We start from the raw sequence: 13,039 nt of genomic DNA on the forward strand, positions 1-13,039 counted from the left end.
TTAATTCCTCCCTTTCCTTATCCTTTTACAGATCCAGCAGCTAATCCTTCTACAATTTTATTACTTAATACGATGAAGGCAATTAAAATTGGAATAATACTAATCATTAAAGTTGCGCCAATAGCTCCCCAATCTGTTAAATATTGACCGACAAAGTTATTCACACCAACGGTTAATGTTTTCCATTTATCTGAGCTAATGAATGTATTAACGAACACAAATTCATTCCAGTTATAAATCATATTGATAATAACAACGGTTGCCATAACGGGAGTTGTCATTGGTAGCGTGATTTGAAAGAATATGCGATGAATCGAACAACCATCCATTACAGCTGCTTCTTCTAATTCACGCGGTAATGCTTGATAGAATCCTAATAAAATCATTATAGTTAATGGCAGATTAAACGCTGTATACGATAAGATAATCGATAGCGGATTATCGATTAGTTGTAATTGATTAAAGAAACTAAATAAAGGAATCAATGTGGAATGCAAGGGAATCATGATTCCTACCATAAATAAACCAAGAACCATTTTACTTAGTTTCCAATGCATTCTTGTAATTGCAAAGGTAACAAAACTTGCCAAAATGACTGTTAAAACTACTGCAATAACGGTAATCCAAACACTGTTAAAGAAATATTGGCTAATATTCCCTTGTGTCCATACTTTTACATAGTTCCCCCATTGCGGATCCTTAGGAAGAGCAAATGGAGATAAGCCAAACACTTCTTGATTTGTTTTTAAAGAAAAGAAGAACAACCAAATGAGTGGATATATTTGAAAAATGGCAATTATTCCAAGCACTAAATACAAAAAGCCGTATCCTATTTTACTTCCAATAGATCCTTTTATTTTAGGAGATGTGGATAAATCAGTTTTATTATTTTTTTGAACCACTACTTCACTCATGATTATCTCTCTCCTTTAGTACTGAGCATCTTCTTTTGATGCTGTTAATTTTTGTATTACCCATGTCATGACAAGACAGATCACTAGTAACGCAAACCCAATTGCACTACCGTAGCCGAAATTATATGTTTTGAATGCTTCCTTATACATATAAGATGCCATTACTTCACTAGCTCCGTTTGGTCCTCCACCAGTCATTACATAGATTAAATCAAAGTATTTTAATGACCCTACAATTGCTAATACGATTGTTACTTTTATTACGGGAGCAATCAATGGAAGCTTAATCTTATAAGCTATTTGAAATGGTGTTGCTCCATCAATTTTTGCTGCCTCAATAATTTCGTCTGGCACTCCTTTTAATGCTGCATAATAAATAATGATATAAAATCCAGCATATTGCCATACAATTGGAATGAAAATGGAGTATAGTACTAAATTAGGATCAGCCAGCCATATCGGTGTATTTACGACCCCAAACATTTCTAATAGTTTGTTTAGCATTCCATTTGTTGGATCAAAAATTTTCAACCATAACTGGGCAATCGCTACAGAAGACAATAACATAGGAATTAAGTAAATTTTACGAAGTAATCCTGCCCCTTTTATCTTACTTGCTAAAATTAATGAAATTACTAAATAGGCAATTAAACTAATTGCAGAAAAAACAGCTAATAAAACCGAATGATAAGTACTCGTCCAAAACATTTTATCTTTCATAAGCTGTATATAATTATCTAGCCCTATAAAGGTCTTAGCTCCTATACCGTCCCAATCCATTAAGCCATAATATCCTGTTAATATAATAGGAATATAGATTAAAATTAAAATGAGTAACAGTGCAGGGAGCACATAAAGGGTAATAATCCATTTATTCGACATCACGTTTTTCATTTTCTGCTCTCCCTCCTTATTGATTAGGAAGGCTTTGTTAAAGGATAAGTTTGGATATTCTAATGAAGTAATGTTACATACATTAGACCAATATTATCGTTTAACAGAGCCTTCTCTTAAAATCAATAATGTGATTATCATAACTATTTATTCAAAGTGATAATCTTTTAAATAGTGGAATCCACCTGCTTTTTCTGATAGATTCCACCTGTTCTTTTGTTATTCTTCTTCAGCTAATGCTTGTTCTTGTTTTGCTGTGAATTCTTTTGGTGTTGCCTGACCGCCAAATAGTGATTGAATCATATCTAAATGTACTTGTGCTACACTAGAGCTCATTTGAACATCTGCATATAATGTTAAGTTTGATGCCTCACCAAGATCATTTAAAATATCGATATACATTTGATCTAGCTCAATGTTTGAAGTGTCAACAACAGTTGCTGGAATTACCCCCGCATCTTTAACAGAGTTTTTGCCCCATTCTTGTACTAAATAAGCAACAAAATCTTTTGCTTCTTCTTTTACTTTAGATTTCTCAGAAACAAACAATCCAACTCCAGGTCCACCTACATAACTGTTAATATCACCTTTACCGCCTTCGTAAGTTGGAAACTTAAAGTATCCTACTTTATCTTTAAATTCTTGTGTAACATCTGGGCTAGTTGTATAGTTTGGCAATTCCCAAGTAGCCATTAAATACATAGCTGCTTGCTCATTCATAAAGTATCCTTTTGCCTCATCATTGGATAAACCGTTAAAACCTTTTACGAACCCGCCCATGTCCACTAATTTTTTGATTTCTTCAGCTGCTTGAACAAGTGCTGGATCTTCGAAACTACCGCTTCGATTAATTGCATTTGTTAGTACTTCTGGTCCTCCAATTCTATCTGCAAGGTACATATACCACATAGAACCAGTCCAGCGATCTTTATTACCTAATGTGATTGGTGTAACACCATTATCAGTTAGTGTTTTAACAACAGTTAAAAATTCATCATATGTTTCAGGAACTTCTAGATTATATTTTTCAAAGATTTCTTTATTGTAATACACAGGTGTTATATTTAATTCGAGTGGAAGACCGTATGTTTTACCGTCTATGGCAAATGCTTCTGTCGTACCTGCAACAAATTGATCTTTAAAGTTGCTATCTATTACATCATCCAATGGAGCAAACATTTCACCTTTAACAAATGGCTGCATATATCCTGCTGCCCATGTTACCCCAACATCTGGAAGTTCATTAGACGCTGATAGTACTTTAATTTTATCTTTATATTGCTCGTTTCCAAGAATCTCTGTTTGAACTTTTACATCTGGGTGGTCTTTTTCATATTGCTTAATGATATCGTTTACAATTGTGAACTGTGCTTTCGAGCTCCCCTCTGGCCATAGATGCATAAATTTAATTACTGTTTTATCCCCATCTTTTGAAGCGCTTTCATCGTTCGAAGAAGTGGATGAAGAACATCCTGCTAAAACTAAAACCATTAATAAAGCAATAGATAATAGTGCTGACATTGCTTTTCTATGAAACATTAAAACTACCCCCTATACCATCCTATTTATTTACTTTTTTCTTACAAATAAAGTCTATCATTATTAGATTTTCTAAAAAAGGTAACAATGATTAGAAAAAGTTCAACTATTTTTAGAAAGCCCTTTCATTATTTGTTTTTCGGTAAGCGCTCGGTGTCTTTCCTTCTAGCTCTTTAAAGATTTTAATAAAGTATTTAGCTGTTTTATATCCTGATTCTTCTGCAATATCAGTAATGGAGAGCTTTGTAGAGATAAGCAGATTTTTGGCATGCTGAATTCTTCTTCTCATGATATATTCACTAAACGTTAAACGAATCTCCTCTTTAAATAGCACACTAAAATAGCTCGGATTTAAATAAACATGATCGGCTACATCACGTTGAGTTAATTCTTCTTTTAAATGCTTGTCAATATAAAGCAAAGCTTTCTGAATCGGCTCTCTTACCGATTCATTTGTTACTGTTGCATCTATTAACTTATTATCGACAACCCTTGAAATAATATCGGCTCTTTCTTTATCTTTATCAATTTTAATGGCATCTTCAACAGCTTCAATTAATTTCTTTTTACTAATTGGCTTTAATAAATAATTAATAACGCCTAATCGAAGAGCCTCTTGAGCATATTCAAATTCCGAATAGGCGGAGATTACAATAACCACAGGCAGATATTTTTGATCTTTCATTGTTTTAAGCATGGTTATACCCGTAATTTTTGGCATGCGTATATCTGTTATGAGGATGTTTACTTTTTGATTTTGCATGATGTCAATGGCAGTTTCTGCATTTTCTGCCGTCAAAATTTGAAATTGCCCGTTAGACCAGCTCTCCAACGTTTTTTTGATGCCTTCCCTTGATCTTGGCTCATCATCAACAATCAAAATGGTTTTCGCATACATCTTACATCCCTCCATCTTTTGGAATTTCAAAAGAAATTAATGTTCCTTTATTTTCAATACTTTCAATTATTAGTCCCTTTTGCTGCCTTTCCTGATAATAGAGTGTAAGCCTTTTATATACATTGGAAATAGCCATTCCTTTGCCTGTAGCAGAAGTAATGCCTCCTCTTTCCATCGATTCCTTAATTCTTGATAATTTAGTCTCACTTATACCAATTCCATCATCTCTAACAATCACCTTTATGTGGTTATCTATTTCTGCTTGTTTCACCACTACATCAACAGTACATTGTCCTACCTTATTCTCTGCACCGTGTAATACAGCATTTTCTACTAATGGCTGTATTAAAAATTTTGGAATTTTAACCTCTTCAAATGCTTTTGGGAGATGTATATGCCATTTCAACTCTTCTCCAAATCGCATTTTCATTATTTCCATATAATCTTCTATATGTGCTATCTCGTCTTTTATACGAACCCACTCATCTTCTGTAGATCGAGAAATAGTGTATCGAAATAAATTAGACATGGTAACTACAAGCTCTGCTAACTCTTCCTCGTCTTTTTCTTCTAGCGACCAATGAAGGGCATCTAGTGTATTAAATAAAAAGTGAGGATTGATTTGTGCCTGCAAAGCTCTTAATTCACTTCTACTTCGAAAAATTTCCTTTTGATAAACCATCGTTATCAAATGGTTTGTTTCTTTTACGAGTTGATTATATGTACTATTTAGTTCATTTATTTCATTGACTGAGGAGATGCTGGGTGTCAGCGGTAATGAACCTTCACTAGCGAATCTCATCGTATTTGTTAAGCGGATAATCGGCCGAGTGATAATATTCGAAAGAAAAAAAGAACAGACAAAGAAAATTAGCAGTCCAATTATACCAGCAAGAAGGATACTCGTTCGTAACACCGTAATGCCTTCTGTTAATGTATTGTACGGTGTCAAAATCAGGACAGTCCAACCTGTCATGTAGGAAAAGTTTTTCGTGATCATGTAATCCTTTTCATTTATTTGAATTGTTTTTTTATTACTCTGTACGATTGGCTCACTTGACTGTTCAAAATTAGTGATTATTGGTTGATTTAATTGATCTAAAAGGATAAAATATTGATTTGTTTCATCGGTAAGCGCTTGATTAGCAAACTGAAAATAATTATCATAAATACTAAAAAGCAGATATCCACCATTAGTAAAACTGCGATTAATTAGATTGACTCTCCTGATTGCGAGAAAATAATTGCTGTCATTAGGATCCTCTCCAATCCATACAAGACTTCCCTTTGCTTGATCAGCCTTTTCTACCCAACTCGCATCCAAACCAGTCATTATATTCGCATCATCAAGTGGCAAAATTCGTTTTTGATTACTTGTAAATAACTGAAAAGAAAAGATACCATCAGAATTCGCCGTGATTGTATTAACAGTTCCCATCAATTCTTGTTTTTCATAAAAAGTTACATTCTTTTGTTCATATTCCTTCGTTAAAAGCTTTTGTACCTTATCATTAGTTGCTGCTAATTTCGACGCCATATTTAACTGCTCATACAAAGTCTCTATTCTTCCGTTTGCTTCCACTGCGACTTGTTGAATTTGTTTTTCTGCATTATTTTTTAATAATGACGATACTTGATTAAAAATCAATGTACTTACAAATAAAAGAACGACTAACATAACTGATAAAAATACAAATAAGATCTGATTCCGTAATGTATTCCATTTTCTTAATATATTAAACATCGATTTTATCGCCTTTCACTTTATTTGCAACATTATTATACCAAAAATTACGCCCACTTTGTTTATTCATTATACAAATAAACATAATAATTATTTTGAATTCAAAGAAAATTTTAGATAAACATGTAATACAAAAAAGAGCCTGACTAATTACTTTTGTAATAAATCAGACTCCTTTTTATTTAGCTGTTTTCATAAAGTTTATTGCTTTATGCTTTAGCTCAGAGCCTGAATACAACTTCAGCTCGGCAAGCCTTACGATATCTCATCTCTCTCGCTATCCTAGGGTCTACGTGTATTCAGTCTGTTTAGTACTTCCTTTTCATACTTTTCCTATTAAAGACAACAATCTTTAAAAAACAGGTTTATCTACTAATGAATAATGGTTACTCGATTTTTCTTTTGCAGCTTTCTTTGTATGCTTCTCATTAATAAGTTCTTTCCTATTCTCCTTGTAGGAGGGAATAGAATAATCACACCTACAATATCCGTTAGAAATCCTGGAAACAGCAATAACAGTCCGCCTACAAGCACACAAAAGCTATCTAAAATAGCGTCTCCTGGCATTATACCTTGATTTAACTGAACTTGGACATTGCGAATTGCCTTTAATCCTTGTTTCTTTAGTAAAACCCCACCTAAAATTCCTGTTCCAATTACTATAATTAAGGTTTCTGTTATTCCAATTATATTTCCAGCTAGAAGAAAGATTATAAGCTCGATTAGTGGCAATAGCAGCAAGCTGATAATAAAATTTCTCAAGTTGTCACCATCCTCATTTAATTTCCCTTTCTTTTTATTATACCTTTTTTTGTTCCTTGCTGATAGTAGACAGCATCCGTTTCTCTTTTTATGTCATTGTAAAATTCTGTTATTCTGATTAGATAGCTACAATTGCTAGTATGGATTCCAATCCCAGTGTAGTAGCCGCCTACAAAAAAAGAAGAATAGCCTTACCTATTAATTTAGGTAAGGCTATTCTTCCTTTGGATTATTTAATGATTCACAGATTAAAGTACGCTAGCATGTCCGCTATAAACATAGCCGCTACGAGAATCAACTGTAATATCTAATCCATCTTTTAAGATGTTTGTTGCATTTTCTACTCCTACGATAACAGGAATTCCAATATTTAAACCTACAACAGCCGCATGGCTTGTTAAGCCACCCTCTTCAACAATTAATGCACTACATTTTTCTAATGCAGGCACCATATCACGATCCGTTGCATTTGTTACAAGAATTGAACCAGAATTAACTTTATCTAAAGCTTCTTTTGCACTTGTCGCAATTACTGCTTTACCGAATGCAGTTTTACGGCCAATTCCTTGTCCTTTAGCAAGAACATCTCCAATTACATGAATTTTCATGATGTTTGTTGTACCAGTTTCACCAACAGGAAGGCCAGCTGTAATCACTACTAAATCTCCATGAGTTACGATAGAGCTGTTAACACCTTCTTGAACAGCTACATCAAGCATTTCATCTGTTGATTCTGATTTTTGGCTTAGACGTGGGTATACTCCCCAAACTAGTGCTAATTGTCTTTGAATTCTTGCATCATAAGTTACAGCAACAATTGGAGCTTCTGGACGATATTTAGAAATCATTCTTGCAGTATGGCCACTACCAGTTGGTGTAATTACCGCTTTTACTTCTAAATTCAATGCTGTATGAGCAACAGATTGTCCGATTGAATCAGTAATAGAATGCTCAGAATCTCTGCTGCGTTTAGATAAAATTTCTTTGTAATTTAAAGCTTCTTCTGCTCTTGAAGCAATATTGTTCATTGTTTGTACAGCTTCTACTGGATAAGATCCTGCTGCTGTTTCTCCTGAAAGCATAATTGCATCCGTTCCATCAAAGATCGCATTTGCTACGTCACTTGCCTCTGCACGAGTAGGACGTGGGTTACGTTGCATAGAATCTAGCATTTGTGTTGCAGTAATAACTGGTTTACCTAAAGTATTACATTTTTTAATTAATAATTTTTGTACTAATGGTACTTCTTCAGCAGGAATTTCAACCCCTAAATCACCACGGGCAACCATTAATCCATCAGAAACTTCAAGAATTTCATCAATATTATCCACACCTTCTTGGTTTTCAATCTTAGGAATAATATGGATATGAGATGCATTATTATCTTCTAATAATTGCTTAATTTCTAAAACATCAGATGCACGTCGTACGAAAGATGCAGCAATAAAATCAATTCCTTGTTCAATACCAAAACGGATATCATTTGCATCTTTTTCTGTCATACCAGGAAGCTTTACAGCTACTCCAGGAACGTTTACACCTTTTTTATTTTTTAATGTTCCTGAATTTAAAATTTTTGTATGTATTTCCCCAGCTGCTTTGTCTACTTTTGTTACTTCAAGACCAATTAAGCCATCATCAAGTAGAATTTTACTACCAGCTTCCACATCATCAATTAAGCCTTCATAAGTAACAGAGAATTTTTCTGTTGTACCTTCTACTTCTGTCATAGAAACGATGATATCATTACCAGAAACTAGTTCGATAGCACCATCTTTCATATTGTTTGTTCTGATTTCAGGACCTTTTGTATCTAAAAGAATCGCAATATTGTTACCAGTAATTTCTGCTGCTTCACGAATATTTTTTATTCTAGCACCATGCTCTTCGAAATCGCCATGAGAAAAGTTAAGGCGAGCAACATTCATTCCAGCTTCCATTAATTGCGTTAATTTTTCTACACTTTCACTTGCAGGTCCAATAGTACATACAATCTTCGTTTTACGCATTCAAAATAACCTCCGATAATATTAGTAAAAAAATAATTACTTAACAGCATTTTAGGAATTTATGCGTTATCTCTGTCATAACATGTACTAGATAATCATAAATTCCTACTGTTTTATTAAATTGATAATTCTTTTGATAAGTGATATAAATTATTGTCAATCGTATGTTTACGTGCTAACGCTTCAATGATATCATAATCTACTAATTGATTTTTCTCGATACCAACAGCTCTTCCACCTTTACCTTCAACAAGTAGCTCAACTGCATAAGCTCCTAGACGGCTAGCTAATACACGGTCTTGTGCTGTAGGTGATCCACCACGTTGCATATGTCCTAAAACAGATACACGTGTATCAAAGTCTGTGTTTTCTTCAATTAATTTGCCGATTTCAACACCACTTGCTACTCCTTCAGCTACGACGATGATACTATGTTTTTTGCCGCGCTCCTGACCTTTTTTCAATCTCTTTACAATCTCTTCTAAATGGAAACCTTCTTCAGGAATAAGGATTGTTTCCGCACCACCAGCTAATCCAGCCCATAATGCGATATCTCCTGCATTTCTTCCCATCACTTCAATAATAAATGTTCTTTCATGAGAAGTTGCTGTATCACGAATTTTATCAATAGCATCAATAACTGTGTTTAGTGCCGTATCGAAGCCAATAGTAAATTCCGTTCCTGGAATATCATTGTCAATTGTACCTGGAACGCCAACACAAGGAAAGCCTTGTTCTGTAAGCGCCTTCGCACCCATATAAGACCCATCTCCACCAATGACAACAAGACCATCGATATTATGTTTCTTTAATTGCTCAATTCCTTTTTGTTGACCTTCTTTTGTTTTAAATTCTTCACAGCGCGCAGAAAAAAGGAATGTTCCGCCACGATGAATAATATCACCAACAGAGCCAACTTCTAATTTTCTGAAGTTACCACTAATTAGCCCAGCATAACCGCCAATAACACCATATACTTCTACGCCATGAAATATGGCTTTACGTACTACCGCTCGAACGGCCGCATTCATTCCTGGTGCGTCACCGCCACTTGTTAATACACCAATTCTTTTAACTGTCAATTTCCTCACCTCATAATTTCATTAACAAATAAATTATGTAGCACAACATACATATACTATTATATAACAAAATAGCTGTCTGCAACATATTTCACAAAATTTACATATATATAATCTATGTAATGCTAACTTTTGTAAATTAATCAAGAAATTGCTTTTTCTCTATTAATTCGAATTCTATTTATCCAATTATCCATTAAACAATTCTACCATATCATGAAGAATCGCGTATCTCAACTTAATATGACAAAAAAATAAAAGACGGAATAATCAGCAAATTGCAAACGTTTTATAATCTCTCGTTTTGTAGCTATTTCCCGATATTTAAAACTTTAAACATTAAATTGAAATACTTAACAGAAGAAAGTTAAGCTTTTTATAATATGTTCCATACACTATTTTTTATGTAAATTTCCATAAATCCTCTGCAAAAATACATTTTTACCTTCTTAGAGCTTTTTATACTCGTCTATATACAAAGATAAAAAATATTTTTTCCTATTTCACTCAAAAAACTGTAGACAAGTGAGATTGTCTACAGTTTAAAATCTTTTATTAAGCTAGATATTATTAATGATTTAAATAAGATCCCATATTTTTAAACTTAGCATAGCGATGATTCACAAGTTCTTCCTTAGTCATCCCTGTCAATTCTTTTAAGGATGAATATAAAACTTCGTCAATTTGCTCCGCTTGTTCTTTTATATCATGGTGGGCTCCACCTTTCACTTCTCTAATAATCGAATCAATAATACCCAATTTCCTTAAGTCTGGAGCCGTAATCTTCATTTTTTCAGCAGCCTGTTTCGCCTGACCAGCATCTTTCCATAAGATAGATGCCGCTCCTTCTGGAGTGATTACTGAATAGGTGGAATTCTCAAGCATATGGATATGGTTACCTACACCAAGAGCTAAAGCTCCGCCACTACCACCTTCCCCAATTACGATACAGACAATTGGGACTTGCATAGATGCCATTTCAAATAAATTTTTGGCAATAGCTTCACTTTGTCCTCTTTCTTCTGCAGCTTTACCAGGGTATGCACCTTTTGTATCAATGAAGCATATGATTGGACGGTTAAACTTGTCTGCTTGCTTCATTAAGCGAAGGGCTTTGCGATATCCTTCTGGATGTGGCATTCCAAAATTCCTGCGAATATTCTCCTTTGTATCTTTCCCTCTTTGGTGACCAACAATTGTTACTGGCAAACCTTTATATTTTGCAATACCACCTACGATTGCCTCATCATCTCCAAAACCTCTATCTCCATGCAATTCGATAAAATCGGTGAATAAATGAGAAATGTAATCAAGTGTCGTTGGTCTATTTGGGTGTCTAGCAATTTGAACCCTATCCCAAGGTTTCATATTATCATAGACATCTTTTTCAAGCTTTTTTAAGCGAATTTCCAATTTTTCAATCTCTGTACTCAAATCAACATTTGCATTTTCAGAGAAGTTTTTTAATTCTTGGATTTTATCTTTTAATTCATTAATCGGCTTATCAAAATCTAATCCTACCACTCTAATTCACCACCAGTTTGATGCATTTCAAGGACTAAGCTAAGTTTATCTTTTAATTCTAACCTAGGTATTACTGCATCTAGTTGACCATGTTTTAGCAAAAACTCTGCCGTTTGGAAGTCTTTAGGAAGCTCTTCACCAATTGTTTGTTCAATAATCCGACGTCCAGCAAAACCAATTAATGCGCCTGGTTCAGCAAAATTGTAATCCCCAAGTGAAGCGAAGCTTGCAGAGACTCCCCCTGTTGTAGGATGGGTCATAATCGTAATATATAATCCGCCATTATCACTAAATCGTTTTAATGCAGTACTTGTTTTAGCCATTTGCATAAGACTTAGAACGCCTTCCTGCATTCTTGCTCCACCAGAAGCCGTAAAAATAATAAATGGTACGGAAAGCTCATCTGCTTTTTCTATAGCAAGGGTTATTTTTTCCCCAACCACTGATCCCATACTTCCCATTCGGAAAGAAGAATCCATTACAGCTATTACTACTTTCATTCCATTTATTTCGCCCGTACCAGTAACTACTGCTTCGTTCATATTTGTTTTCTGAATATCTCCTGCGATTTTATCTTCATAACCAGGAAATTGTAAAGGATTACCTGTTTTCATATCCGCATTTAACTCAACAAAGGTTGCTTCGTCTAGGATACTATTCATTCTTTCATAAGCTTTCATTGGCAGATGATAACCACAGTTTAGACAAACCTTATGATTCTTCTGTAATTCACGTGTATACATTATTTTCTTACAATTAGAACACTTTGTCATAATACCTTCTGGCACTTCATTTTTTGATAATTCTGAAGGCAGTGTTGCATATTTAAGCTTTTTTGATTTCGAAAATATTCCCTTAATCAATATGGAAACCTCCCCATAAGTAACAATTTAAATTTGAATCGGATTCCTGTCATTTCCATGCACCAATATTCATTTAAAGTTATTGTAATGACTAAACACACTCCATAATTGCATTTGATCCTTCCGATCTAATGAATCTAAAAGAAGGAGGTAATCCTCTCGCTTCCATTCTTTCGCAGGAATTGTTAATGAGTGATAATAGTCATTCAAAATCGTCCATAAACGATGAACCAAGAAATTATCAGCGATTTTAATTAGTTGAAAAAAAAATTCGCTCTCTGATATTGCTTGTTCTTTCACCCAATGTTTTAAATGTTCGATTTCATCTTGTGTTATTTTTTCCATTGCAATATAAAGAGCATTTAATTGAATATAATTCTTCGTCTCCAAAACGTCTTGCTTTGCTTTATCATTCTGCAATATAAACGTACTGATCAATTCTACTAATTTATGACCTTGAAAATCGCGAAGAAAGGTACCTTCTCCTTTTCTCGTTTCAATAAGCCCTAAAAGCTCTAATGCCCTTAAAGCTTCTCTAATTGAAGATCTTCCTGCTCGAAGGGTTTCGCTTAATACCCGTTCAGATGGAAGCTTGTCCCCTGGCTTTAGGTCATTTTGATCAATCATTTCTCGTAAATGATTCACGATATCCACATATAACTTGGATTCCTTTGAAGATGATTCATTCACCTTATGTCTCACTCACTTCTTTCTTGCCTTTTTTAGACAACGTTTTTTAAAAATGGTTGTCTTCTTAAAGTTTGTTGTTAGTAACCCGCAGCCTGAATTCAGGCTGCTAAGTGTTTCAAT

General features: G+C 34.2%; 11 protein-coding genes. All 11 read right to left on the bottom strand.

Annotation, left to right across the window (positions count from 1 at the left end; translation table 11 throughout):
* Nucleotides 1-17: 17 nt before the first annotated feature.
* A complete protein-coding gene (locus NKG37_RS25130) occupies nt 18-914 on the bottom strand; it encodes a carbohydrate ABC transporter permease (protein WP_205835642.1) in 897 nt (298 codons plus the stop codon).
* 15 nt (nt 915-929) lie between these two features.
* On the bottom strand, nt 930-1,808 hold the full coding sequence (locus NKG37_RS25135) for a carbohydrate ABC transporter permease (protein ID WP_016201835.1): 879 nt from the start codon (nt 1,806-1,808) through the stop codon (nt 930-932).
* Between the two features lie 219 nt (nt 1,809-2,027).
* The gene (locus tag NKG37_RS25140; RefSeq protein WP_169188962.1) at nt 2,028-3,347 is read right to left on the bottom strand and encodes an extracellular solute-binding protein; all 1,320 of its coding nucleotides are present in this window, start codon (nt 3,345-3,347) and stop codon (nt 2,028-2,030) included.
* Between the two features lie 112 nt (nt 3,348-3,459).
* Nucleotides 3,460-4,245, bottom strand: a complete 786-nt coding sequence (locus NKG37_RS25145) for a response regulator transcription factor (protein ID WP_169188963.1) — start codon at nt 4,243-4,245, stop codon at nt 3,460-3,462.
* 1 nt (nt 4,246) lies between these two features.
* Complete coding sequence (locus NKG37_RS25150) at nt 4,247-5,989, bottom strand: sensor histidine kinase (protein WP_254415513.1); 1,743 nt, start codon at nt 5,987-5,989, stop codon at nt 4,247-4,249.
* A 372-nt stretch (nt 5,990-6,361) separates the two neighbouring features.
* Entirely contained in the window at nt 6,362-6,751 is a 390-nt protein-coding gene (locus tag NKG37_RS25155; protein ID WP_016202781.1) for an FxsA family protein, read from the bottom strand.
* Nucleotides 6,752-6,999: 248 nt separating this feature from the next.
* Complete coding sequence (gene pyk / locus NKG37_RS25160) at nt 7,000-8,760, bottom strand: pyruvate kinase (protein WP_016202782.1); 1,761 nt, start codon at nt 8,758-8,760, stop codon at nt 7,000-7,002.
* 116 nt (nt 8,761-8,876) lie between these two features.
* Nucleotides 8,877-9,791 carry a 6-phosphofructokinase gene (gene pfkA, locus NKG37_RS25165; RefSeq protein WP_016202783.1) on the bottom strand — a complete coding sequence of 305 codons (915 nt, stop codon included), beginning with the start codon at nt 9,789-9,791 and terminating at the stop codon, nt 8,877-8,879.
* A gap of 621 nt (nt 9,792-10,412) precedes the next feature.
* Nucleotides 10,413-11,366: an acetyl-CoA carboxylase carboxyl transferase subunit alpha gene (gene accA, locus NKG37_RS25170; RefSeq protein WP_016202784.1), complete on the bottom strand. Its 954-nt coding sequence runs from the start codon at nt 11,364-11,366 to the stop codon at nt 10,413-10,415.
* Nucleotides 11,360-12,229, bottom strand: a complete 870-nt coding sequence (accD, locus tag NKG37_RS25175; protein ID WP_169188965.1) for an acetyl-CoA carboxylase, carboxyltransferase subunit beta — start codon at nt 12,227-12,229, stop codon at nt 11,360-11,362. The genes accA and accD overlap by 7 nt, the downstream gene beginning before the upstream one ends.
* Nucleotides 12,230-12,298: 69 nt before the next feature.
* A complete protein-coding gene (locus NKG37_RS25180; protein ID WP_254415514.1) occupies nt 12,299-12,931 on the bottom strand; it encodes a FadR/GntR family transcriptional regulator in 633 nt (210 codons plus the stop codon).
* Nucleotides 12,932-13,039: the final 108 nt, after the last annotated feature.

Origin of the sequence: Niallia sp. RD1 (genome assembly GCF_024219955.1) — a bacterium.
Classification (GTDB): Bacteria; Bacillota; Bacilli; order Bacillales; family Cytobacillaceae; genus Niallia; species Niallia alba.